General features: G+C 72.9%; 10 protein-coding genes. All 10 read left to right on the top strand.

The annotated features are described in order from the left end of the window. Positions 1-255: 255 nt before the first annotated feature. Positions 256-1,248 (top strand): 2,3-diaminopropionate biosynthesis protein SbnA, encoded by a 993-nt coding sequence (gene sbnA, locus AC0KTA_RS13035; RefSeq protein WP_481055282.1) that lies wholly within the window; start codon positions 256-258, stop codon positions 1,246-1,248. After that, positions 1,245-5,873: an amino acid adenylation domain-containing protein gene (locus AC0KTA_RS13040; RefSeq protein WP_481055283.1), complete on the top strand. Its 4,629-nt coding sequence runs from the start codon at positions 1,245-1,247 to the stop codon at positions 5,871-5,873. The genes sbnA and AC0KTA_RS13040 overlap by 4 nt, the downstream gene beginning before the upstream one ends. After that, positions 5,870-17,620, top strand: a complete 11,751-nt coding sequence (locus AC0KTA_RS13045; RefSeq protein ID WP_481055284.1) for a non-ribosomal peptide synthetase — start codon at positions 5,870-5,872, stop codon at positions 17,618-17,620. The genes AC0KTA_RS13040 and AC0KTA_RS13045 overlap by 4 nt, the downstream gene beginning before the upstream one ends. Continuing rightward, positions 17,617-18,435, top strand: coding sequence for an ABC transporter permease (locus tag AC0KTA_RS13050; RefSeq protein ID WP_481055285.1), 819 nt, complete (start codon positions 17,617-17,619; stop codon positions 18,433-18,435). Before AC0KTA_RS13045 ends, AC0KTA_RS13050 begins: the two co-directional genes overlap by 4 nt. Before the next feature lie 39 nt (positions 18,436-18,474). Next, positions 18,475-19,704, top strand: a complete 1,230-nt coding sequence (locus AC0KTA_RS13055; protein WP_481055286.1) for a cytochrome P450 — start codon at positions 18,475-18,477, stop codon at positions 19,702-19,704. A gap of 43 nt (positions 19,705-19,747) precedes the next feature. Further along, complete coding sequence (locus AC0KTA_RS13060) at positions 19,748-19,963, top strand: MbtH family protein (protein WP_481055287.1); 216 nt, start codon at positions 19,748-19,750, stop codon at positions 19,961-19,963. A 44-nt stretch (positions 19,964-20,007) separates the two neighbouring features. Then, on the top strand, positions 20,008-20,928 hold the full coding sequence (locus AC0KTA_RS13065) for an ATP-binding cassette domain-containing protein (RefSeq protein ID WP_481056408.1): 921 nt from the start codon (positions 20,008-20,010) through the stop codon (positions 20,926-20,928). 130 nt (positions 20,929-21,058) lie between these two features. Further along, complete coding sequence (locus AC0KTA_RS13070; RefSeq protein WP_481055288.1) at positions 21,059-22,081, top strand: methyltransferase; 1,023 nt, start codon at positions 21,059-21,061, stop codon at positions 22,079-22,081. Positions 22,082-22,504: 423 nt separating this feature from the next. Further along, the gene (locus tag AC0KTA_RS13075; protein ID WP_481055289.1) at positions 22,505-23,299 is read left to right on the top strand and encodes an ABC transporter ATP-binding protein; all 795 of its coding nucleotides are present in this window, start codon (positions 22,505-22,507) and stop codon (positions 23,297-23,299) included. Then, on the top strand, positions 23,299-25,863 hold the full coding sequence (locus tag AC0KTA_RS13080; protein WP_481055290.1) for an ABC transporter permease: 2,565 nt from the start codon (positions 23,299-23,301) through the stop codon (positions 25,861-25,863). Before AC0KTA_RS13075 ends, AC0KTA_RS13080 begins: the two co-directional genes overlap by 1 nt. The last annotated feature ends 38 nt before the right edge of the window (positions 25,864-25,901 follow it).

Consider the following 25,901-nt stretch of genomic DNA (forward strand, 5'->3'; position numbering starts at 1 on the left):
AGGTGTTTGCCGAATTTCCCACGGGGAGCTGCCGGAAGTCAACGAATCACTGGAACTGCTCTGTGCGAGAACCTTGCAGAATTCTATATTCACAGGTCAGGGCGGCTTGTCACTGGCTCGTCATCGCCTTGTCAGCGACGCCCGTAATCATTGCCGAATATCGCGAGTCGGGGAGTGTCGGAGTAGGGGTTTGGAGAAGATGTCGATTACGGAGTCGCGGCCCGATTTCTCTAATCCGGCCCGCTGGGAGACACGATGACGGTGATCACCCGGCCCGAGGAGTTCAACGTCGGGGACCTCTATGTCTCCCTGGAGCCGGCCTTCGGGAAGTCGCTCTACCTCAAGTGCGAGGGCTTCAACTTCGCCGGCTCGGTGAAGCTGAAGGCGGCCCTGGAGATGGTCGGCGCCGCCGAGCGTGCGGGCGTGCTGCGCCCGGACACCACCATCGTGGAGAGCTCCTCGGGCAACCTCGGCGTCGCCCTGAGCATCGTCGCGGCCAGCTACGGCTACGGCTTCGTGTGCGTCACCGACTCGCGCTGCACACGGGCCGCACAGCAGCTGATGCGGGCCCACGGCGCCGAGGTGCGGGTGGTCACCGAAGCCCACCCCGAGCACGGACTGCTCGGCGCCCGGCTGGACTGCGTCCAGCAGCTGTGCCGGGACAACGACCGCTACGTCTGGCTCGACCAGTACAGCAACGCCGCGAACTGGCTGGCGCACGCCCGCACCACGGGCCCGGAGATCCTCAAGGAATTCCCGGAGCTCGACGTCCTGTTCGTCGGCGCGGGCACCACCGGCACGCTGATGGGCTGCGCGCGCTACCTGCGCGAGGAGAAGCCCTCGGTGCGGATCGTGGGCATCGACGCCGAGGGGTCGGTCACCTTCGGATTCCCGCCCCTGCCGCGCCTGATCCCGGGCCTGGGTACCGCGGTGCGGCCCGCCCTGCTCGACCGGTCCTACGTCGACGAGCTCATCATCGTGGCCGAACGCGACACCGTACGCACCTGCCGGACGATGCAGCGCAACGGCTTTCTGTTCGGCGGCTCGACCGGCACCGTGGTGGCCGGCGCGCTGCGCTGGCTGGACGAGCACACCCCCGACGGCGGCCTCACCGCCGTGGCCATCGCCCCCGACCTCGGCGAGCGCTACCTCGACACCATCTACGACGACGAGTGGGTGAGCGAACACTTCGGAGCCGACACGCCGGCCGCCGCCGCGCAGCCCGCCACCCCCAGGAGGCAGCCGTGACGGTGGCACAGCAGCACCCGGCGCCGGCCGCACCCGCCGCGTTCCCGCTGCTCGCGGGCCAGGCGGAGATCTGGTACGACGAGCAGTTCTCCGGCGGGACGCCCGCCTACAACTCCGGTGCGTACCTGGACATCCGCGGCCCCGTGGACCCCGAGCTGGTCAAGGCCGCCGTGCGGCGGCTGCTCGACGAGGCGGAGTGCACCAGGATCCGGTTCCTCGTGCAGGACGGGCTGCCCCGGCAGAAGGTCGAGGCCCTGCCCGCCGTGCCGCTGGGCCGGCACGACCTGTCCGCGCAGGCCGACCCCGAGGCCGCCGCCCGGCAGTGGATGGACACCGACCTGCTGCGCCCGTTCGCGATCGACGCCTTCCCCCTGATCCGGCTGGCCGAGCTGCGCCTGGGCCCGGAGCGGACCTGGCTGTACCTGTGCAACCACCACGCGATCAGCGACGGTTACAGCCACCTGGTGTACTGGCGCCGGTTCGCGGAGATCTACGCGGGCCTGGCCGCGGGCGCGGACGTGGGCGCGGGTGCGCTGCCGGGACTGCGGCCGCTGATCGAGGAGGAGCAGTCCTACCTCGGGACGCGGTTCGAGGAACGCGACCGCGCGTTCTGGCAGGACCGGTTCGCCCGGCCCACCGCGGGGACCACGCTGTCCACCCGGTCGCCGGTGGACTCGCTGCCCCGCGGCTTCCTGCGCCGCACCCGGGTCCTGGACGAGCCGACGTCGAGCGCCGTGCGCGGCGCCGCGGCCGCGGCGGGTGTGAGCACCGGCGCGCTGCTTATGGCCGCGACCGCCCTCTACACCCACCGGATCACGGGCGCCCCCGACGTGACACTGACCGTCGCCGCGAGCGCCCGGATGAGTGCCACCGCCCTCAAGATCCCCGGCATGACCGCCAACTTCCTGCCGCTCCAGGTGCGCCTCGACGGCACGGAGAGCCGCCCCGAGCTGCTGCGCCGGACCGCGGCCGACCTGTCCAAGCTGCTGCGCCACCAGCGCTACCGGGTCGGCGCGATCCGCCGCGACCTCGGCCTGCAGCCCGCCGACCGCTGGCCGGTGGGCCCGTTCGTGAACATGCTGCCGCTGCCCACCGCCCTGGACCTCGGCCCGTGCACGGCAACGGCGCACAACCTCACCACCGGCCTGGTCAGCGACCTGATGGTGACCACCGTCGACAACGCGGACCAGGCCCTGCAGCTGAACATCAACGGCAACCCGGACCTATACCACGCCGACGAACTGACCGACCACACCGACCGGTTCGCGCACTTCCTGGGCCGGTTCGCCGGCGTCGCCGAACAGACGCCCGTGGGGAAGATCGCGCTGCTCGACGCGGCCGAGGCCGGCGCCTACGACCGGATGTCGCACGGAGCGGCCACCGACGAGCCCTACCTGAGCGTCGCCGCGGCCATCCGCGCGGTCGCCGCCCGCAGCCCCGACGCGGTGGCGCTGATCGACGGACCCGACGACGCGCCCAGGGAACTCACCTACCAGCAGCTGCTCGCCCGCGCGAACGCGCTGACCCCGCGCCTGCCCGCCACCGGCCTCGTCGGCGTGCTCGCGGGACCGGGCGCCGCGTTCGTCGTCGGCATGCTCGGCATCTGGGGAGCGGGCGCGGCCTATGTGCCGCTGGACGTGCAGGCCCCCGCCGCACGGACCGCGGGCCTGGTGGCGGACAACGGCATCAGCTGCCTGCTGGCGGACGCCGAACACCAGGAACTGGCCGCCGAGATCGCCGCCCAGACCGGCGCCGGCACCGTGCTCCTCGACGACGCCGAGCACCCCGAACCCGCCGAACTCACCGGCCTGCCCGACGGCCCCGGCACCCCCGCCGCCCCCGACGCGTTGGCGTACGTCATCTTCACCTCCGGCTCCACCGGCACACCCAAGGGCGCGATGGTGCAGCACGGCGGCATGGTCAACCACCTGCGCGCCAAGATCGAGGACCTCGACCTGACCTCGGCCGACACCGTCCTGCAGAACGCGCCGCTCACCTTCGACATCTCCGTGTGGCAGCTCCTGGCGGGCCTGCTGGTCGGCGGCCGGGTGCGCATCGTGTCCCGCACGGTCGCCGCCGACCCCAACCTGCTGTTCCCGCTGGCCGTACGGGAGAGCGTCACCGTGGCCGAAGTGGTGCCCTCGCTGCTGCGCGCCGCACTCGACGCCTGGGACGTGGCCGGGGACGGACCGCGGCTGCCCGCCCTGCGCTGGCTGCTGGTGACGGGCGAGGCGATGCCCGCCGAACTGTGCGAGCGCTGGTTTCGCCGCGAACCGGCGATCCCCGTACTGAACGCCTACGGACCCACCGAGTGCTCCGACGACGTCACGCACGCGGTGCTCACCGCCGACGACGGCATCACCGGCGCCGCCGGACGCCGCGTCCCGATCGGCCGCGCCGTCCGCAACACCTCGCTGTACGTGCTGGACGACAACCTGGCGGCCGTGCCCCGCGGCGTCATCGGCGAGCTGTACGTCAGCGGGGCAGGCGTGGGCCGCGGCTACCTCGGCGACGGGCCCAAGACCGCCGCGACGTTCCTGCCCGATCCGTTCGCGGGCGGCGGTGCGCGCATGTACCGCACCGGCGACCGGGTGCTGTGGCGTGCCGACGGGCAGCTGGAGTTCGTCGAGCGCCGCGACCACCAGGTGAAGCTGCGCGGAAACCGGATCGAACTGGCCGAGATCGAGGCCGCGATGCTCGCCCAGGCGCACGTACGGGACGCGGCCGTCACGGTGTTCGGGGAGCTGGGCAGGCAGCGCCTGGTCGGCTACGTGGTGCCCGCCGACGCCGCGCAGGACGACCCGGCGCGCTTGCGCGAGCGGCTCGGCGCGGTGCTGCCCGCGTACATGGTGCCGTCCGTGATCGTGGCGCTGGACGCGCTGCCGCTGACCGGCCACGGCAAGGTGGACCGCAAGGCGCTGCCCGAGCCGGACGCCGACGACGTGGTGCGGGCGGGCGGATCGAGCAAGCCGCAAACCCCCGGCGAGGAGCTGCTGTGCCGGCTGTTCGCCGAGGCGCTCGGCCTGAGCGGGATCGGCCCGGACGACAACTTCTTCGACCTGGGCGGCGACAGCATCATCTCGATCCAGGTGTCCAGCCGGATCGGCCGCGAGGGCCTGCAGGTCACCCCGCAGCAGATCTTCCAGCTCAAGACGCCGGCCGCGATCGCCGCGGCCGCCGTGCCGGTGCGGCCGCCGTCGGCGCCCCGCGCCGAGGACGGCGTCGGCACCGTCGAGCCGCCGCCGGTGGCCGCGCAACTCTGCGCGGACCTGGCGCTGTTGGCCTCGGCCGGCCTGCCCGAGGCGGCCCGCCGCTACGGCCAGTACGTGGTCGTCGACGTGCCCCCGGGCACGGACACCGACCGGCTCGGCCACGCGCTGCAGGCCGTGCTCGACCACCACGACGCCCTGCGGATGCAGGTGAGCGTCCCCGTCGCCGGGCAGTGGGTGATGGAGACGCTGCCGCCGGGCTCGGTCAAGGCGGGCGACGTGCTCACCGAAGCCGCCGCCGCGCCGATACCGGACCTCGCGGCGGCCGCGGGGATGCGGATGGACCCCGAGCACGGCATCGTCACCCAGGCGGTGCTCGTCCGCGGCACGCACGACGCACCAGACCGGCTGCTGTGGCTGGTCAACCACCTGTGCGTGGACGGCGTCTCGTGGCGGGTCCTGGTGCCGGACCTGCGCGAGGCATGGGAAGCGGTGCTGGCCGGCCGGGACATCGCGCTCGATCCCGTCGGCACCTCCTACCGGCAGTGGTGCCGCGCGCTGGGCCGCGACGCCCGCTCCAGCGGGCGCCTCACGGAGTTCCCCGCCTGGCTGGAGCAGGTCCGCGACAGCGGCCCGCCCCTGGCCGGCCGGCCGCTCGACCCGCTGCGCGACACCTACGCCACCGGGCACGCGCTGCGTCTGGTCCTGCCGCCCGAGGTGACCAGGCCGCTGCTCGGCGCGACCCCCGCCGTGCTGGGCGTCGAGGTCAACGACGTCCTGCTGACCGCGCTGGCCATCGCCGTGGCCGACTGGCGGCGCCGCAGGGGCGAGGGCGCCGGGCAGGTCCTCGTGGAACTGGAGGGGCACGGCCGCGAGCCGATCGACGGCGAGGACCTGGCCCGCACGGTGGGCTGGTTCACCAGTGTCTTCCCCGTGCGCCTGGACACCTCCGCGGACGGCGGCGACCTGGACTGGGACGACCTGTGGGCCGGCGGCGCCGCGCTGCAACGGCTCGCCGAGCGCACGTACGCCGCGCCCGGCCGCGGCCTGGGCTATGGCCTGCTGCGCTACCTGAACGCGCAGACGCAGGCCGCGCTGGCCCGGTTCGCGCCGCCCGAGCTCGGCCTGAACTACCTGGGCCGGTTCGCCGCGGGCACCGGCACCGGCGCCTGGCAACTGGACGGCGGCGACACGGTGATCTCCACCGCCACCAGCCCGGACATGCCGCTGCGGCACGTCCTGGCCGTCACCCCCGTGACCGAGGACCGGCCCGAGGGGCCGCACCTGGTCGCCGACTGGCTGTGGGCGGGCGAGCTGTTCGCCGACACGGACGCCGAGGACATCGCACACACCTGGTTCCGGGCCTTGCGTGCCCTGGTCGCGCACTGCGGAGCCAACAAGAGGGAGACATCGTGACTCAGTCGCAGCGAGCGGCGGCGGACGGACCGTGGGACATGCACGAGGCCGCACTCACCCCGGCGGTGCAGCGGCTGCGGGACCGGGCCGACGCACTGCCCAAGGCGGGCGCGCAGTCGGGCGAGTTCCTGGTCCTGGACGCCCCCGAGGGCACCGACCTGGCCGCGCTGACCGCGGCCGTGCAGGCGCTGCTCGACCGGCACGAGGCACTGCGGCTGTGTCTGACCGAGCCGTTCGAGGGCCTGCTGACATCGGGGGTGCTCCCCGTGGGCGCGGTGCGCGCCGAGCAGCTGGTGTCCCAGGCCCCGGCGGACGCCGAGCCGGCCGAACTGGCCGCGGCCGCGCGGCCGCGCCTGGCGGTGGGCGAGGGCATCACGCTGCAGGCCGCGCTCGCCGGGCAGCGCATCCTGCTGCTCGCGCACGAGCTCGTGGTGGACGCCGCGTCGTGGCGGGTGCTCGCCGACGACCTGCTCGCCGGGTGCCGCGACGCCGTCGCCGGGCGCACGCCGGTGGCCGGCGACGTGCCGGTCCCCTACCGGGACTGGGCGGCCCGCCTCGCCGAGCAGGCGCGCGCCGCACACCGGGTGCGCGAGCTGCCCGCGTGGACCGAACAGCTGGACTCCGACGCCCAGTTGGTGCCGGACGTGGTGCTCGACCCGGCCAAGCACACCGCGGCCGCGCTGTGCCGGCTGCGCCAGGAGGTGCCCGTAGAGGCCAGTACGGCCCTGCTGTCCACGCTGCCGTCGGCGTTTCACGCCACCACCGAGGACGCGCTGCTTGCCGCGCTGGCGATCGCCGCGGCGGCGCACCGAGGAGAGGCCGAGGCAGGCCGCACCGCCGTGCTGGTCGAGCTGGCCGGTCACGGCGGCCGGCAGCCCGTCGAGGGCCTCGACCTCAGCCGTACGATCGGCCACTGCGGCAGCGGATTCCCCGTGCGGGCGGACGCGGCCGTGCTCTACCCCGAGGACCTCACGCCCGGCGACGCGGACCTGGACGATGCGGTCAAGCGGGTCAAGGAGCAGCTGCGGGCGCTGCCCGACGGCGGCGCGGGCTACGGCGTGCTGCGCCGCCTCAACCCGCAGACCGCAGGGGTGCTCGCCCGGCGCGGCACCCCGCAGGTGCGGCTGCGCTTCGACGCGGAACTCCCCGGTACAGTGACCGCCGCCGCGGACCCGGCCACCCCCGTTGAGCACGCGGTGAGCGTGACCGTGGCGGTGAGCGAGGGCCGGCTGATCGCCGACTGGGCCTACCTGCCCGACCTCGTGCCCGGCTGCGCCGAGCTGGCCGATGAATGGCTGCGGCTGCTCGGCCTGCTGGCCGAACACGCCGGCACGCCGGGCGCGGGCGGCCGTACGCCCTCCGACCTGACCGTCTCGACGCTGACGCAGCGCGAGATCGACGAGCTGGAGGCCGACCTGGGCCCGCTGCAGGACGTGCTGCCCCTGTCACCCCTGCAGAAGGGCATGCTGTTCCACGCGGGCCTGCACAAGAACGAACTGGACGTCTACCACGTCCAGGTGCACGCGGACCTGACCGGGCCGCTGGATGAGGACCGGCTGCGCGCCGCCACCGCGAGCCTGCTGCGGCGCCACGTCAACCTGCGCTGCTGCTTCCGCTACAGCGCGACCGGCGAGCAGCTGCAGGTCATCCCCGAGACGATCGATCTTCCCTGGTCGCACGTCGACCTGAGCGGCGCCTCCCAGACGCAGCTCGCCGACTTCGCGGCCGCCGACCGGGACCGCGGCGTCGACCTGGCGGCTTCGCCGCCCATGCGGTTCACGCTGATCCGCCTCGGCCCCGACCGGCACCGGCTGCTGTGGACGTTCCACCACATCGTGGCGGACGGCTGGTCCACCCCCATCGTGCTGCGCGAGCTGCTGAGCGCCTACCGGGACGGCGCGCCCGGATCCCCCGAACCCCGGCCGTACCAGGACTACTTGCGCTGGCTGGGCGAGCGCGACGTCGCGAGCGCGGAGCGGGCGTGGCGGGCGGCGATGACGAACGTGTCCGAGGGGACGCTGGTCTCGCCCCACGGCGAGGAGATCCCGCCGGTGCGGCCCGAGCATCTCTTCTTCGATCTGCCGGCGGACCTGACCGATGCGGTCACCGGGTTCGCGCGCCGCCGTGGCCTCACGCTCGCCACCGTGGTGCACACCTGCTGGGCGATCCTCGTCGGCCAGCTCACCGGCAGCCGGGACGTGGTGTTCGGCAGCGTGCAGTCCGGCCGCCCGGCCGACCTGTCCGGTGTGGACGAGATGGTCGGCATGTTCGTGAACACCCTGCCGGTACCGGTGCGGCTCGACCCCTACCGGTCGTTCGCCGACGTCGCCGCCGGCCTGCAGGACGAGCAACTGTCCCTGACCGACCACCAGCACCTGGGCCTGGGCGACATCCAGCGGCTGACCGGGATCCGCAGACTCCTTGACACGTCCGTGACCATCCAGAACTATCCGACGGACCTGGCGGAGCTGAGTGCGATCGTGCCGGGCCTGGCCGTGGACGACGTCCAGGCCGAGCTCTCCGGCGAGTACACGATGGCCCTGCTGGTGCATCCGGGCACCCGGCTCAGGCTGCAACTGGCCTACCGGCCGGACCTGTTCACGGCGGACGGCGCCGAGCGGGTCGTGCAGCGGCTGACCGGACTGCTGGCCACCGTGGTGGACCACGCGGAGAGGCCGCTGGGGGCGCTGGATGCGCTCACCGCCGACGAGCGTGCCGACATCGTCGGCCCGTGGGCGGGTGCCCTCGCCGAACGCCGGGTGTGCGACGTGCCGACGCTGTTCGCCGAACGGGTCGCCGCCGCGCCTGACGCACCGGCACTGAGCTGGAGCGGCGGCTCGATGAGCTACGCCGAACTGGACGCGCGGGCCAACCGGTTGGCGCACGAGCTGATCGCGTGCGGTGCGGGCCCGGACACGGTCGTCGCGCTGGTGCTGCCGCGCACCCCCGAACTCCTGGTGACGGTGCTTGCGACGCAGAAGGCCGGTGCCGCCTACGTCCCGGTCGACCCGCAGTACCCGGCCGACCGGATCGCGTTCATGCTCGAGGACTCCCGGCCGGCCGTGATCGTGTCCACCGTGGACATCGGCCGCGCGCTGCCCGCCGGCCGGGCCGAGATGATCCTGGTCGACGATCCGGACCGCGCGGCGCGGGTGGCCGCCCGCCCCGCGGGCGATCCGACCGACGCCGAGCGCACCCGGCCGCTGCTGCCCACCGATGCCGCGTACGTGATCTACACGTCCGGCTCGACCGGGCGGCCCAAGGGCGTCGTGGTGGACCACCTGGGGTTCACCAAGATGGTCTTCGACCTGATCGCACGGTTCGACGTCGTGGCGGACACCCGGATGCTGCAGTTCGCTCCGTCCAGCTTCGACGCCTCGATCTGGGAGTGGTCGATGGCGCTGCTCGGCGGCGGCACGCTGGTGCTGACCGACGAGCTGAGCCGGCTGCCCGGGCCCGCGCTGGTCGACCTGATCGCCGAGCAGCGGGTCAATCTGCTGGCGTTTCCGCCCGCGGTCGCCGCGGCGCTGCCCGAGGGCAGCACCCTGCCGGCCGACCTGACCATGGTGGTCGCCGGCGAGGCGTGCCAGAAGGAGGTCGTGACGCGCTGGTCGGACAGCGTCCGGATGTTCAACGGCTACGGCCCGACCGAGACCGTGCTCGCCTCCTCCTGCGCCGGCCCGCTGCACGGGCCCGAACGCCCCTCCATCGGACGGCCGTTGGCGGCGCACCGGGTGTACCTGCTGGACTCCGCGCTGCGCCCGGTGCCGGCCGGGGTGACCGGGGAGATCTACGTCAGCGGCGGGCTGGCCCGCGGCTATCTGAACCGGCCCGGCTTCACCGCCTCCCGGTTCGTGGCCTCTCCCTTCGATGCCGCGGGCGAGCGGATGTACCGCACCGGCGACCTCGCCCGCTGGGACGCGCACGGGGTGCTCCACTACGTCGGCCGCGTGGACGACCAGGTGAAGCTGCGCGGGTACCGGATCGAACTGGGTGAGGTCGAGGCCGCGCTGCGCGGCGCGCCCATGGTCGGCGACGCGTCCGTGGTGCTCGGCGAGGACGGCGGCGGCAAACGGCTGGTCGGCTACGTCGTGCCGGTGCCCGGCGGTGAACTGCCGGATGTGGACCTGGTGCGCGAGCATGCCGCAGGCGAGCTTCCGGACTACATGGTGCCCGCTGCCCTGGTCGCGCTGGAGAGCCTGCCGCTGACCCCGAACGGCAAGGTGGACCGCAAGGCCCTGCCCGAGCCGGGCGCCGTGGCACGGCCGGTGGGCCGCGCTCCGCGGACCCCGCTGGAGGAGAGCCTCGCCTTCGTCTTCGCCCAGGTCCTCGGCCTGGACTCGGTCGGCATCGACGACGACTTCTTCGTCCTGGGCGGGCACTCGCTGCTGGCCACGAAGGTGATCGCCCGGCTGCGGGCGATGCTGAACCTGGAGGTGCCGATCCGGGCGCTGTTCGAGGCCCCGACGGTCGCGGGCCTCGCGCTGGCGATCGGCGGCGCGGCGGCGGCGCGCCCGCCGCTGCGGCCCGCGTCCGGCGACGAGCGGCGGCACGGGCTGTCCTTCGCGCAGCAGCGTCTGTGGTTCATGGACCGGCTGCAGGAGGCAGAGGCCGCCGGCATGTACAACGTGCCGATCGCAATCCGGCTCTCGCAGGCGGGCGACGAGCCCGCCCTGCGCGCTGCGCTCGCCGACGTGAGCGCGCGGCACGAGGTGCTGCGCACCGTGTACGCGGAGCAGGACGGGGTCGCCGTCCAGCGGGTCCTGGACCCGCAGCCGGACCCGCCGGTCACGGTCGTAACCGTCGCGGCCGGCGATCTGGACGAGGCGCTCGCGGACCAGGCGGACACCAGGATCGACCTGACCGGGCCGCCGCTGCGCTGTGTGCTGTACGAGGTGGACAACGGTGAGCACGTGCTGCTCCTGGTGATCCATCACATCGCCTTCGACGGCGCATCGATCACACCGCTGGTGCGCGACCTGTGCGCCGCCTACGCGGCGCGGATCGAGGGGCACGCCCCCGACTGGAGCCCGCTGCCCGTGCAGTACCGGGACTACGGCGTGTGGCAGCGCGACCTGCTGGGAGACGCCGACGATCCGGACAGTGTGGCCGCACAGCAGCTCGAGTACTGGCGCCGGGCGCTGGAAGGCTCCCCGGAGGCCCTGGACATCGCGACCGACTACCTGCCCCCCGCGGTGCCCCGCTACGAGGGCGAGGAGCTGGCGTTCGAGATCCCGGCGCAGCTGCACCGGGACCTGACCCGCCTCGCGGCCGATCTGGACGCCAGCCTGTTCATGGTGGTCCAGGCCGCCTTCGCGACGCTGCTCACCCGGCTCGGCGCCGGCACCGACATCCCGCTGGGCACCTCCGTGGCGGGCCGGGACGACGAGGCGCTGGAGGACCTGATCGGGTTCTTCGTCAACACCCTCGTGCTGCGGACCGACACCAGCGGCGATCCGACGTTCGCCGACCTGGTGCACCGGGTGCGGGAGACGGATCTGGCCGCGTACGCCCACCAGGATCTGCCATTCGAGCACCTGGTCGAGGCGCTCAACCCGAACCGGTCAGCGACCCGGCAGCCGCTGTTCCAGTACCGGCTGACGATGACGAGCCGGCAGGACACCGGCGCGCAGGCGGCCGCCCTGTTCGGGTCGATCACACCGGTGCCGCTGCGCCGGGCCAAGTTCGACCTGATGCTGCTGCTCGACGAGTGCTTCGTCGACGGCGAACCGAGCTCGATGACCGGTGTCCTGGAGTACCGCACCGAGCTGTATGCCCGCAGCACGGCCCAGCGCACCGTCGACCGGTTCCTGGCCCTGCTGAGCGCGGCGGTCGCCGACCCGCAGGCGCGGGTGAGCCAGCTGGACGTGCTGCCCGCCGCGGAGCGGGCACGCCTGGGTGAGCTGGGCGCAGGACCGGTCACCGCGGAGCGCTACGAAGGCGTGGTGGCCCGGGTCCGGGCACACGCCGCGGCCCGCCCCGACGCCGTCGCGGTGTCCGCCCCGGACGGCGCCACCACGTACGCCCAACTGGTCGGCCGCGCCAGCGCGCTGTCGCGGCGGCTGACCGGCGGCGAGCGGGTGGCGGTGCTGGCCGGCCCCGGCGCCGGGCACATCGCCGCCGTGCTGGGCGTCCTTGGCGCGGGCCGGGCGTACGTGCCGCTGGACGTCACCGCGCGTGCGGGCGCTCTCGCCGGCATCCTGCGGGACAGCGGGGCGGACCAGCTGATCGTCGACGAGACCCACCGCGCTCTGGCCGACGAGCTGATCACCGAGGCCGCGGAGCAGTACGGCCTACGGGTCGAGCCGGTGGCGCTGGACGCCGGGGTGGACCCGGCGGCTGCTCTCGCACCCGACACGGACGCCCCGGACGCGCCCGCCTATGTGGTCCTCACCTCCGCCTCCACCGGCTCCAGGGCGGTCACGGTCGCCCGCGCGGGCCTGGTCAACCAGCTGCTGGCCAAGGCCGAGGCACTGGGCCTGACCCCGCAGGACCGGCTCCTGCACCCCGCGCCGGTCACCGTCGACCGCTCGGTGTGGCAGCTGCTGGCGCCGCTGCTGGCCGGCGGCACGGTGCAGGTGGCGGACCGGGACGCGGCCCGCGAGCCGCACGCCCTGTTCGAGGCCGTGCGGGACGGAGAGGTCACCGTGCTCGAGGTCGTCCCCGGCCTGCTGTCGGCCGCGCTCGACCGGTGGGACAGCGAGGGCACCGCGGTGGATCCCGGCCGGCTGCGCCGGCTGACGGTCACCGGCGAGGCGGTGGGCTCGGACCTGTGCAACCGCTGGCTGGCCAGGTTCCCGCAGGTACCGATCGTGAACTGCTACGGGCCGGCCGAGTGCGCCGGCGACGTCACGCACGCCGTGATCAGCGCACCGCTGGCGGCGGGCCGGCGGGTGCCGGTCGGCAGGCCGCTGCGCAACACGACCCTGCACGTGCTCGGCCCCGACCTGCGCCCGGTTCCCGGCGGCGTGCCCGGTGACCTGTATGTGAGCGGCGTCGGCGTGGGCTACCTGGGCTCGGCCGCGCCCGCCGCGACCGCGTTCGTGGCCGATCCGGCCGCGTCGGACGGCGGCCGCATGTACCGCACCGGCGATGTCGTGCGCTGGGGCGCGGACGGCGAGCTGGAGTTCCTGGGCAGGCGCGAGGAGCAGGCCAAGGTCAGGGGATTCCGGATCGAGCTGGGCGAAGTCGAGGCCGCGCTGCGGGCCCTGCCCTACGTCAGCCAGGCCGCGGTGCGCGTGGACGGGCAGGACGATGCCGCCTGGCTGTCCGCCTACGTCGTGCCCGTCCCGGGCACGCAGGTGCCGACCACCGCCGTCCTGGGCTCCGATCTCTCCGCGGTGCTGCCCGACTACATGCTGCCGTCGGCGGTGCTGGTCCTGGACGAGCTGCCGCTGACGGCCGCCGGCACGGTGGACCGCACGGCGCTGGCGTCGATCGAGCCGGGCACGTCCACGCCGGGCCGTGAGCCGCGTACCGCGGCGGAGCGCCTGGTGTGCACCGTGTTCGCGGACGTGCTCGGCCATGGGCCCGTGGGGGTCGACGACGACTTCTTCGAGCTGGGCGGGCACTCGCTGCTTGCGATCTTCGCGCTGGGCCGGGTGCGCGCCGAGCTGGGCGTCGACCTGCCGGTGCGCGCGCTGTTCGAGGCGCGCACCCCGGCCGCGCTGGCCGCGCTGCTGCCGCAGGCGGAGCAGGCGGACCGGCCGCCGCTGCGGCCCGCCGCCCCGCTCGCCGAGGGCGAGCACTGGCCGCTGTCGTACGCGCAGCGCAGGCTGTGGTTCCTCAACCACATGGCCGAGGGCGGCACCGGCACCTACAACGTGCCCGTCGCGATGCGCTATGCGGGCGTGCCGGACGTGGCGGCGTTCGAGGCGGCGCTCGGTGATGTCGTGGCCCGCCACCAGGTGCTGCACACGGTCTTCCCCCAGGACGCCGACGGCGTGCCGCACCAGGAGCCCCGGGCGGACTTCCGGCCGCGGCTGCGGGTCGTGGACGTGCCCGGCGCGGATCTCGCGGCCGAGCTGGCACGCGAGGTGGACCACGGCTTCGACCTGGAGACCGAGTGCCCGGTGCGGGCCCACCTCTACCGGCTGGATGACGGCGAGTCGGTGTCGTTGCTGGTGTTCCACCACATCGCGGTGGACGGGGTGTCGACCGGCCCGCTGCTGCGGCAGTTCGCCGAGGCGTACGCCGCGCGGCTGGCGGGCCGGGCGCCCGGCTGGGCGCCGCAGGCCCTGCAGTACACGGACTTCGCGGTGTGGCAGCGCGATCTGTTCGGTTCCGAGCGGGACGTTGAGGGGCCGCTGTCGGAGCAGTTGGCCGAGTGGCGCGAGGTGCTCGCCGGCCTGCCGGACGAACTGGAACTGCCGCGCGACTTCGTCCGGCCCGCCGTCAGCAGCCACACCGGCGAAACGGTCCGCTTCGCCCTGGACGCCGACCTGCACCGGGCGCTGGCCCAGCTGGCCCAGGAGCACAACAGCACCCTGTTCATGGTCGTCCAGGCCGCCGTCGCCGCCCTGCTCACCAAACTGGGGGCCGGCACGGACATCCCGCTGGGCAGCACGGTCACCGGCCGCGACGACGAGGGCCTGCACGACATGGTCGGGTTCTTCGTGAACACGCTCGTGCTGCGCACCGACACCAGCGGCGACCCCAGCTTCGTGGACCTGCTGGGCCGGGTCCGGGAGATCGACCTGGCCGCGTACGCCCGCCAGGACGTGCCGTTCGAGTACCTCGTGGAGGACCTCAACCCGGTCCGGTCGCTGGCCCGCCATCCGCTGTTCCAGGTGCTGGTGCAGTTCACCGCGGACGACGGCACGCCGCCGCTGGCGCTTGCGGGCCTGGACTGCCGCGAGGAGCCGCTGCACAACATGCGGCCCAAGGCCGACCTGGCCTTCGACCTGCTCGAGCGGCGGGCCGACGGCGCGCCGGAGGGCATCCTCGGCGCCCTGGTGTTCAGCTCCGACCTGTTCACCCGGGCCTCGGGAGAGCGGCTGAGCGAGCGGCTGATCCGGCTGCTGCGCGCGGTCGCCGAACGGCCGCACGAGCCGCTGAGCTCGGTGACGGTGCTCGCACCGGGTGAGCTCGAGCACATCATGGTGCACCGCAACGACACCGCGGTGGCCGTGCCGCCGGCCCTGGTGCCGGGCCTGTTCGCCGAGTCGGTGCGCCGGGCCCCGGACCGCGTCGCCCTGCGCTGCGGTGCCCGCGCGCTCACCTACCGGGAGCTGGATGAGCGAGTCGGCCGGCTGGCGGCCGCGCTCCTGGCGCGGGGCGCCGGCCCGGACACGGTGATCGGCATCGCGCTGCCGCGCGTGCCGGAGCTGGTGGTCGCCGCGCTCGCGGTGGCCCGCGCCGGAGCGGCGTACCTGCCCCTGGACCCCGACCACCCGGCCGACCGCATCCGCTACATGCTCCAGGACGCGGGCCCGCTGCTGGTGATCACCGACGCGGCGACCTCGGCCGGGCTGCCGGAGGCGGACGTGCCGCGGCTGCTGGTGGACGAGCCCGCCGGGGCCACGGCGCCCGCGGGAACCGCTCCCGCGGAGCCGGCCGGGCTGCTGCCGGACCACCCGGCGTACGTGATCTACACGTCCGGCTCGACCGGCCGCCCCAAGGGCGTCACCGTGCCGCACGGCGCCCTGCGCAACCTGCTGGCCGACATGGGCGGCAGGCTGGCCCTCACGGCCCGGGAACGCTTCCTCGCCACCACCACGTTCGGCTTCGACATCGCCAACCTGGAGCTGTTCGTCCCGCTGCTCGCGGGCAGCGAGCTCGTGCTCGCCGACCGGGCGGCGGTACGCGATGTGCAGGCGCTGGCAGCGCTGATCACCACGGAGCGGATCGATGTCATGCAGGCGACCCCGAGCCTGTGGCGGGCACTGCTGGACGCGGACCCCACCGCGCTGCGCGGACTGCGGGTGATCACGGGCGGGGAGGCGATCGGCGAAGCACTGGCGGCGGAACTGGCCGCCGTGGCCGGCTCGGTGCTCAACGTCTACGGCCCGACCGAGACCACGATCTGGTCCACGGCGTGGGAGGTGGACACCGAGCGGGCCGGGGCGCCCGCGATCGGCCTGCCGATCGCCAACACCCGTGCCTACGTCCTCGACTCCACGCTGCGCCCGGTGCCCGACCGCGTGCTGGGCGAGCTGTATCTGGCCGGCGACGGGCTGGCCCGCGGCTACCACGGCCGGCCCGGCCTGAGCGCGGACCGCTTCGTCGCCGACCCCTTCGGCCCGGCGGGCGCCCGGATGTACCGCACCGGCGACCTGGTCCGCTGGGGCCACGACGGCCGGCTCGAGTACGTCGGCCGCAGCGACCACCAGGTCAAGATCCGCGGCTTCCGGATCGAGCTCGGCGAGGTCGAGGCCGCGCTGCGGGCGCTTCCCGGGGTCCGCGACGCCCTGGTGAGCGTCGACGGCGAACGGGCGCGGCTGCTGGGCTACGTGGTGCCCGAGGCGGGCGCCGAACCGGTGCCGGAGCAGCTGCGCACGCAGCTCGCCGCCTGGCTGCCGGACTATCTGCGGCCGTCCGCGCTGACCGTGCTGGACGCCTGGCCGCTGACGCCCAACGGCAAGCTGGACCGGGCCGCGCTGCCGACGCCGGATACGGCGGTCCACGACCGGCGCCCCCCGCAGACCGTCTCGGAGAAACTGCTCTGCGGCGTGTTCGCGGACGTGCTCGGCCTGCCCGAAGTCGGCGTACTGGACGACTTCTTCGACCTCGGCGGGCACTCGCTGCTCGCCCCCGGGCTGATCGGGCGGGCCGTGGCGGCAGGCCTGCAGCTGGACATCGCCGACCTGTTCACGCATCGCACGGTGGCCGCACTGGCCGCGGTCGCGGACGAGCGGCAGCCGGCGGAGCAGGCCGCGGCCTGGCGCGGCGAGGCGATGAGCCGCGTCATCGAAGGCGCAGGCGAACTCGACCCGGTCGCCCCGGTGCTGCCGATCCGGCCGGACGGCGACCTGGCCCCGCTGTTCTTCGTGCACAGCGGCGTCGGGTTCGCACTGCCCTACATCGGTCTGGCCCAGCACCTGGAGCCGGGACATCCGGTCTACGGCCTGCAGTCGCCGGCGCTGTCCGGCACGGCGGAACTGCCCGGGAGCATGGGCGAGTTGGCCGACGCCTACCTCGCCCGCATCCGGGAGATCCAGCCCGAGGGCCCCTACCACCTGTTCGGCTGGTCGTTCGGCGGCCTGGTGGTGCAGGAGCTCGCCGCCCGGCTGCAGCGCTCGGGGGAGCAGGTCGCGCTGCTGGTGAATCTGGACGGCTACCCCGATGCCGGCCGGCCGGCACCGCGGGAGTCGCAGTCCGAGATGCTGGTGAACGTGCTGGACGTGCTCGGACACGACCGGGCCCGCTTCGAAGGACGCGCCCTGACGCCGCACGACGTACTGGACGAGCTGCGCCGGGAGAAGCATCCGCTGTTGGCGCTCGGCGAGGACACGGTGCTGCGGATCATGGCGCTGTCCGAGCGGCACGGGGCGCTGCTGCGGCAGTTCGCACCACAGCACTACGACGGCGAGCTGCACCTGGTGGTCGCCACCGCCGAGCGCACCGACGAGGAGCAGGCGGCCCTGGCCGACCGCTGGCGGCCCCATGTCGCCCGCCTCACCGAGCACGCCGTGGACGTGGGGCACGAGCACCTGATGCACCCGGCCCCGCAGGCCTGGCTCGCCGCCATGATCAACGGGCTGCTCAAGGACGGCTCGCAGCCGCAGAGGAAAGGTAGTGCGGGATGACCACGCAAGCGGCAGGAGCCCGGGCAGGCGCGCTGGCCTCGGCCCTGACCGAGATCGAGACGGTGGCGGCCCGACGGCTGCGCAGACTGCGCCGCGCGCCCGGCAGGCTGGTCGGGATCATCATGAACCCGATCATCGTGCTGGTGGCGTTCGGCTATCTGCTCGGTGACTCGGTGGTGGTGCCCGGCGACTCCGACTACAGCGAGTACATCTTCGCCGGTGGGCTGATGCAGGTGGGTCTGGCCGGCATCGCGCCCACGGCGATGGCCGTCGCACTCGACCTGCGCAGCGGCCTCGTCGACCGGCTGCGGTCGCTGCCGATCTCCAAGGCCACCGTGCTGATCGGCAACTCGATCGGCGATCTGGTGATGGGGCTCTTCGGCCTCGCGGTGGTCACCCTCACCGGCCTCGTCCTGGGCTGGCGCCCGCACGGCGATCCGCTGTCGGTGCTCGCGGGGTTCGCGGTGGCGGCGGCGTTCGTGTACGCCATGGTGTGGGTCGGCATCATGCTCGGGCTGCTCTGGCGCAATCCGGAGACGATCAACTCCATCGGCGGTCTCATCGCGGTGCTGTTCTCGTTCCTGTCCACAGGCTTCATCTCGGCGGAGAAGATGCCCGCGCTGGTCCGCCCGATCGCCGAGTGGAACCCGGTCAGCGCCGTGGTCACGGTGGTGCGTCAGCAGTGGGGCAACCCGCAGGACGTCTCCGGGTTCGCCGCCACCCACTCCGGCCTGGTCGCCGTGCTGTCCCTTGCGGCCGTGCTGCTGGTCACCGGAGCGATCAGCATGTGGCGCTACCGGGCCGATGCGCGCTGAGCCGGCCGACCCGAGACCTCTGGAGCTGAGGAAGACATCATGACGGTGCAACCTGCCCGCACACGCGAGGACCTGCGCTTCCCCGACCTGGCCGACCCGCGCACGTTCATCGACACCGACCTGCAGGCGATGTGGCGCGAGCTGCGTGCCACCGCGCCGGTCCACTGGAATCCGCCCGCACAGGACCGGCCCGGATTCTGGGCCGTGTCCCGCTACGAGGACGTCCTGGCGGTCTACAAGGACAACAAGCGCTTCACCTCGGAGCAGGGCAACGTGCTGTCGACCCTGCTGCAGGGCGGCGACTCCGCGGGCGGCAAGATGCTCGCCGTCACCGACGGCGTGCGCCACCGCGAGACCCGCAAGCTGATGCAGAAGTCCTTCTCGCCGCGGGTGCTCGAGCACGTCGGCCAGCTGGTGCGCCGGCGCACCAAGCAGCTGATCGCGGAGGTGGTCGCGCGGCCGGAGGCGGACTTCGCCACCGATGTCGCGGACCACATACCGATCAACACCATCGGCGACCTGATGGACATCCCGGTCGCCGACCGCGGAAAACTGGTCGACTGGAACAACAAGACCCTGTCCCGTTACGACGAGAACGACTCGCAGTTGGACGAGTGGCTGGCCCGCAACGAAATCCTGCTCTACTTCGGCGAGCTGGCCCGACAGCGCCGCCAGTCGCCCGGGGACGACGTGGTCAGCGCGCTGGCCACCGGCCTGGTCGACGGCGAGCCGCTGTCCGAGGACGAGATCATCTTCAACTGCTACAGCCTGGTGCTGGGGGCGGACGAGTCCAGCCGGATGTCCTCGATCGGCGCGCTGATCGCCTTCACCGAGCACCCGGAGCAGTGGCGGGCGCTGAAGAACGGCGAGGTGAGCATCGCCGACGCCACCGAGGAGGTGCTGCGCTGGACGACGCCCGCCATGCACTTCGGCCGCCGCGCGGTCGAGGACGTTCCGCTGCGCGGCGAGCTGATCCGCGCCGGCGACGTGGTGACCCTGTGGAACACCGCGGCGAACTTCGACGAGGACGCCTTCCCGGACGCGCACCGGTTCGACCTCGCCCGCAAGCCCAACCGGCACGTCGCGTTCGGCCACGGCCCGCACTTCTGCATCGGCGCGTTCCTCGGCCGCGCCCATGTGGCGGCGGTGCTTGAGGCACTGCGCGACCAGGTGGCCGCGATCGAACTCCGCGGCGAGCCGCGGCGACTCTATTCGAACTTCGTCTACGGCTACCAAGGACTGCCGGTCGCACTGACCGCTGAACGGTGAAACCGCGTACAGCACGTATAGCGCGTATAGGAGGAGTGGGGAAATGAGCGGCAATCCCTTTGATGACGAGAACGGCACCTTCCTGGTGCTGGTCAACGCGGAGGAGCAGTACTCCCTGTGGCCGGCGTTCGCGGAGGTCCCCGACGGCTGGAGCGTCGCGCTGGAGCAGGGCCCGCGGGCCGAGGCGCTGGCGTACGTGGAGCAGCACTGGAGCGACATGCGGCCCAAATCGCTGCGGGATCGCGTGGCCCGGCCGTGACGTGTGCCATCAGGGCCGAGGGCCTGGCACGCAGCTACGGCGGGATGACCGCGCTCGCCGGCATCGACCTCGATGTGGCTGCGGGCACGGTGCTCGGCCTGCTCGGCCCCAACGGGGCCGGCAAGACGACCGCGGTGCGCATCCTGTCCACGCTCTTGAAGCCCAGCGGCGGCCGGGCCGAAGTGGCGGGCTTCGACGTGGCCCGCCAGCCCGCCCTGGTGCGCAGCCGGATCGGTCTTGCCGGGCAGTACGCGGCGGTCGACGAACTGCTCACCGGCCGGGAGAACCTGGTGATGTTCGCCCGGCTGCTGCACCTGGGCCGGCGGGCCGCGCGGGAGCGCGCGGACGAGCTGCTGCGGCGCTTCGAGCTGACCGGGGCCGCCGACCGCCCGGCGGGCACCTACTCCGGCGGCATGCGCAGGCGGCTGGACCTGGCCAGTTGCCTGATCGGCTCCCCGGAGGTGCTCTTCCTGGACGAGCCGACCGTCGGCCTGGACCCGGCCAGCCGGATCGTCCTGTGGAACACCGTGCGCGGCCTGGTGCAGGACGGCATGACCGTCCTGCTCACCACCCAGTACCTGGACGAGGCCGACTGGCTGGCCGACGGCATCGTGGTGATCGAGTCGGGCCGGGTCATCGCGGCCGGTACGCCGGAGGAGCTCAAGCGCAAGGTCGGCGAGGACCGGCTCGAGGTGCAGCTGGTCGCCTCGGCCAGGGCCGAAGAGGCCGCCGGTGCCACCGCGTTGGCGGTGTCCGCGCTCACCCCGATCGCCCAGGCGCCGCCCACCGTGGACGGGGTGACCGGGCGGGTCTCGGTGCAGCTCAACGACGGCGCCCAGGGGGTCGGTGCCGCCGCGATCGCGCTGCGTGAAGCGGGCGTGGACGTCGCGGACTTCGTCCTGCGCAGGCCGACGCTGGACGACGTGTTCCTGAACCTCGTCGGCCACTCCGCCGACAACGGGTGACACCCCCGGCACCCGTGCCCCGGCCGGGCCCGGCCCGTGCGGTTGCAGGTCTTTCGTCCATTTCTGTTGCATTTCTGATGCCTCGTCACATCTGATCGAGGCGAACCACAAGACACTCGGAGGATGTGCCGTGAGCGATGTGAGCAGTGTGCGGGTACGTGAGGACATGTACGCGGGCTGGCTGAGCGCCGCCGTGTACAGCGCCGCGCGGCTGCGCCTGGCCGACCATGTGGCCGACGGGGTGCGCGGCATCGACGAACTGGCGGAGCGGACCGGGACGCACGCCGAGTCGCTCTACCGGCTGATGCGCGCGCTGGCCGGCGCCGGATACTTCCGTGAGGAGGCGGACCGGCAGTTCGGCATGACCCCGGTGACCGAGTTCCTGCGCTCCGACACCGAGGACTCGGTCAAGGACCTGGTGCTGTTCTACGGCCGGGAGGTCTACCGCTCCTACGGGGCGCTGTCCGAGGCCGTACGCACCGGCGAGCGCGCGTTCGACATCGAGTACGGCATGCCGCTGTGGGACTACCTGGACACGGTGGAGGACACCGGCAGCGCGTTCCGCAAGGGCATGGGCGCGGTCACCTGGAGCGAGCAGCTGCCGCTGCCCCAGACGTATTCCTTCGACGGCGTCGACACCCTGGTCGACGTCGGGGGCGGCCAGGGCTCGATGCTCGCCGCGGTGCTTCACGAACACCCCGGGATGAAGGGCGTGCTGGTGGAGATCTCCGCCGGGATCGACCACACCATGCGGCACTTCAAGGAGGCGGGTGTCGAGGAGCGGGTCGAGCTGCGCGAGGGCAGCGCCTTCGACGAACTCCCCGAGGGCGACGCCTATTTGATCAGCTGTGTGCTGCACGCGATGGACGACGAGCAGAGCGTCAAGGTGCTGCGGCGGATGCGGGATTCGATCAGGCCCGGCGGCCGGGTGGTCATCCTGGAGCGGATCGTGCCGGCGGGCAACGAGCCGGGCCTGGCCCGGATGCTGGACCTGACCATGATGCTGATGAACGGCGGCAAGGAGCGCACCGAGCGGGAGTGGCGGTCGCTGTTCTCCGCGAGCGGCTTCCGGTTCAGCAAGGCGGTGGCCATGCCGTACTTCAGCGGCGGCGCGGAGCTCTACGCCATCGAGGGCGTGCCCGTCGAACAGTGAGCCCACCCCGGGTGACCCCGCAACCCCCCGGAGCGTCCGTCCTGTCGACGCGCCGGGGGACTTGCGGCGTGCAGGGACCACTGCCTGCGCAGGAGTGCACTGCAGGAACAGATGAACCGATCACTGACGCGCGGCTGACGCGCGAGCAGGGGTGTTCCACCGGTCCGAAGGTAGGGGTAGCCCCATGTTCCAGGGCCCCAGGCGTCGTTACAGTAGTGATTCGTACCGGGATTCCGCGCTGATGACCTGCGCATATGTGGAATTTCGGCGGATTCGCCACCGGGCATTCCGGCGCATTGGACCGGATGTCCGGAAGGGGAGCCCGACCGCTCACCAGCACCAGCATGTTCGAGCCCTTTCTCCCTCTCGACGTTCCGCGGCCGGCTCGAACCAACGGAAGTCCCCGAGAAATAGGAGATATTGATGCGTTCGAGGCGAGAGCAGCCCAGGACCGAGGAGCTGCTGCGCTTACAGGACGTCCACAAGGTGTACGGGCGGTCGCGCAACAACGTGGCGGCACTGGCAGGGGTGTCGCTCGGCTTCCGGCGCCACACGTTCACCGCGGTGATGGGTCCTTCCGGCTCCGGCAAGAGCACCTTCCTGCACTGCGCCGCCCTGCTGGACCGGCCCACGTCCGGCAGCGTGTTCCTGGACGGCCAGGACCTGACGGCGATGGGCGAGCGGTCGCTGACCAAGCTGCGCAGGAACCGGATCGGGTTCATCTTCCAGAGCTTCAACCTGATGCCCGCGCTGACCGTGGTGGACAACGTGACGCTGCCGCTGCGGCTGGCGGGCAAGCGGCCCAACCGCAGGCTGGTGGCGGAGGTCATCGAGCGCACCGGTCTGACCGAGCGCCGCAAGCACCGCCCGGGCGAGCTCTCCGGTGGTCAGCAGCAGCGCGTGGCGATCGCCCGCGCCCTGGTCACCCAGCCCGACCTGCTGTTCGGGGACGAGCCGACCGGCGCCCTCGACACCGAGACCTCGCTGGAGATCCTGGGACTGCTGCGCGAGGCGGTGGACTCCGGTGAGCAGACCGCGGTGATGGTGACGCACGACCCGGTGGCCGCCTCCCACGCGGACCGCGTGGTGTTCCTGGTGGACGGCCGCGTCAAAAACGAGCTGGAGCGGCCCACCGTCCAGCAGGTGGCGAGCCAGATGACCCAGCTCGGTGCGTGGGCCCGGTCGCAGCGGCCCGCGGGCGCGGATCGGGGGCTGTAATGCTGCGCCTCGCGCTCAAGACCTTGCGGTTCCGCAAGGGCGGCTTCCTGGCGTCGCTGATCGCGCTGTTCGTCGGCGCCGTCGTCGTCCAGGGCTGCGGCAGTCTGCTGGAGACCGGCATCCGGGCCAACGTCAAGGCCGAGCGGCTGGCCGCGGCGCCCGTCGTGGTGACCGGCACCCAGGACTATCCCGGCTCCCCGGTCGGCAACGACGACGATCCGTTGACCGAGCGGGTGCTGCTGGACGAGAACCTGGTGGACGCCGTGGCCAAGGTGCCCGGTGTCGCCAAGGCGGTGCCGGACGTATCGGTGCCGATCACCGCGCTGGCCGGCCGGCCGGCCGAAGCGTTCGGGCACAGTTGGTCCAGCGCGGCGCTCTCGCCGTACAAGCTGGTGGCGGGCGCCAAACCGGCCGCGGCCGATGACGTGGTGGTGGACCGTGCCACCGCGAAGAAGACCGGAGTGCGGCCGGGCGCACGGCTGAAGGCGTCGGTGCGCGGCGTCCCGCACGTCTTCCGCGTCAGCGGCATCGCCGAGAGCCGCCACACCACCCAGGCCGCGCTGCTGTTCACCGACGCCGAGGCAGTCCGGCTCTACGACCGGCCCGGGAAGATCGACGACATCGGGGTGCTCGCCACCGCGGGCACCGACCCGGCGCGGCTCGCCGACGCCGTCGGTGACGCCGTCTCCGACCACGATGCCCAGGCGCTCCACGGCAACGACCGGGGGGTCGCCGAGTTCCCGGCCGCGATCAGCGGCAAGCAGAACCTGATTCCGGTCGCGGGCGCCTTCGGCGGCCTGTCCACCATGGTCGCGATCTTCGTGGTGGGCAGCACCGTGGGCATGCTGGTGCAGCAGCGCCGCCGGGAGATGGCGCTGCTGCGCACGACCGGGGTCACGCCGGGCCAGCTGCGCCGCATGGTGATGGCGGAGACGGCGCTGGCCGCGGTATTCGCGGGCGGTCTGTCCATCGTCCCGGGGCAGGCGTTCGGCCGCTTCATGTACGACGTCCTGGTCGACGAGGACCTGATCCCCAGGGAGATGATCTTCAGCCAGGGCTTGATCCCGCGGCTCGCCGGGTTCGGCGCCACGCTGTTCGCGGCGCTGGCTGCGGCGTTCATCGCCTCCCGCCGGGTGTCGAAGGTCCGGCCGACCGAGGCGATGGCGGAGGCCACGCTGCAGACCCGCTGGATCAGCCCGATCCGCATGATCCTGGCGTTCTTGTTCCTCGGCGGTGCGAGCGCGCTGGCGCTCGTGACAGCGATGGTGATGAGCGGGCCGACCGCGGCGAGCACATCCGCGCCGGCCGCGATGCTGTGGGCCGTGGGGATCGCCCTGGTGGCCCCGGCCCTGTGCCGCTGGCTCGCGGCGCTGCTGCGGTGGCCGGTGGGCTGGTTCACGGGCCTTTCGGGCCAGCTGGCCATGCTGAACGCGTCCGTGCGCCGGGTCCGGCTTGCCGCGGCGGTCACCCCGATCATGCTGGCCACCGGCCTGGCCACGGCGCTGATCTACCTGCAGACCAGTCAGGACGACGCCAGCAACCGGGTGTTCGCCAAGAACCTGAAGGCGGACGCGATCGTCGCCTCGCAGGAGGGCGCGCTCCCGCTGTCGCTGGTGGACACACTCTCCCGGCTGCCGCAGGTCGAGGGGGCATCCGCTTCGGCGTCCAGCGAAGGAAGCCTGGAGACCGTCCTGGATGCGGGCAAGAACGACAACGGCACGAAGACGGAGCCCAAGGTCAGGCCGACCAAGATCGACCTGCAAGGAGTCACGGCGTCCGGCGCACGGCAGACCATGGCGCACCGTGCGGTGCAGGGCGACTTCGGGAAACTGACCGGGAACAGCATCGTGCTGCCCGACCACGTGCTGCGCGACAAGGACAAGAAGGTCGGCGACCGGGTGCGGCTGCGCTGGGGCAACGGCGAGGCGAGCTCGATGACAGTGGTCGGGTCGTTCGACCCGCCGCGCGGGTTCGACTACGCGATGGTGCCCGCCGCCGAGCTGCTGCCCCACACCACGGACGGCGAGCTGTCCCAGATCCTGGTGAAGGCCAAGCCGGGGGTGTCGTCCCAGGACCTGAGGGCGGCGCTGCAGAAGCAGACCGGCGAGGTGCCCGGAGCCTTCGTCGCCAACCGCTCCGAGGCCAAGGCGGCGCACGCGGAGAGCGACAAGAGCGGCCGGGTGGCGAGCTACCTGCTGGCCGCCGTGGTGGTCGGCTACGCGGTGATCGCGCTGGTCAACTCCCTGATCGTGGCGACCGCCGAGCGGCGCAGCGAGTTCGCGCTGCAGCGGCTGATCGGCTCCACCCGCCGTCAGGTGCTGTGGATGATGTCCGTCGAGGCGCTGGTGACCGCGTTGGTCGGGATCGTGCTCGGCACCGGCGTCGCCGCCGGCTCACTGCTCCCCTTCGGAGTGGCCCTGGACGGGAACGTGATCCCCAGCGGGCCCGGATGGATCTACGCAACGATCGTCACGGCTGCGGTGGCGCTGACGTTCGTGTCGATCCTGCTGCCGACGACGCTCGCGCTGCGGGCGAAGCCCGTGGAGGCCTCGGTCGCTCCCTGACCACGACCGGCCGGGGCCCCTTGCCCGGCCGGACCCGC

This window comes from Streptomyces sp. Y309 (assembly GCF_056712025.1).

Bases quoted from the DNA above. Each gene is read 5' to 3' on its own strand.
- sbnA (WP_481055282.1), top strand. From the start codon at position 256: ATGACGGTGATCACCCGGCCCGAGGAGTTCAACGTCGGGGACCTCTAT.
- AC0KTA_RS13050 (WP_481055285.1), top strand. From the start codon at position 17,617: ATGACCACGCAAGCGGCAGGAGCCCGGGCAGGCGCGCTGGCCTCGGCC.
- AC0KTA_RS13055 (WP_481055286.1), top strand. From the start codon at position 18,475: ATGACGGTGCAACCTGCCCGCACACGCGAGGACCTGCGCTTCCCCGAC.
- AC0KTA_RS13060 (WP_481055287.1), top strand. From the start codon at position 19,748: ATGAGCGGCAATCCCTTTGATGACGAGAACGGCACCTTCCTGGTGCTG.
- AC0KTA_RS13065 (WP_481056408.1), top strand. From the start codon at position 20,008: ATGACCGCGCTCGCCGGCATCGACCTCGATGTGGCTGCGGGCACGGTG.
- AC0KTA_RS13075 (WP_481055289.1), top strand. From the start codon at position 22,505: ATGCGTTCGAGGCGAGAGCAGCCCAGGACCGAGGAGCTGCTGCGCTTA.
- AC0KTA_RS13080 (WP_481055290.1), top strand. From the start codon at position 23,299: ATGCTGCGCCTCGCGCTCAAGACCTTGCGGTTCCGCAAGGGCGGCTTC.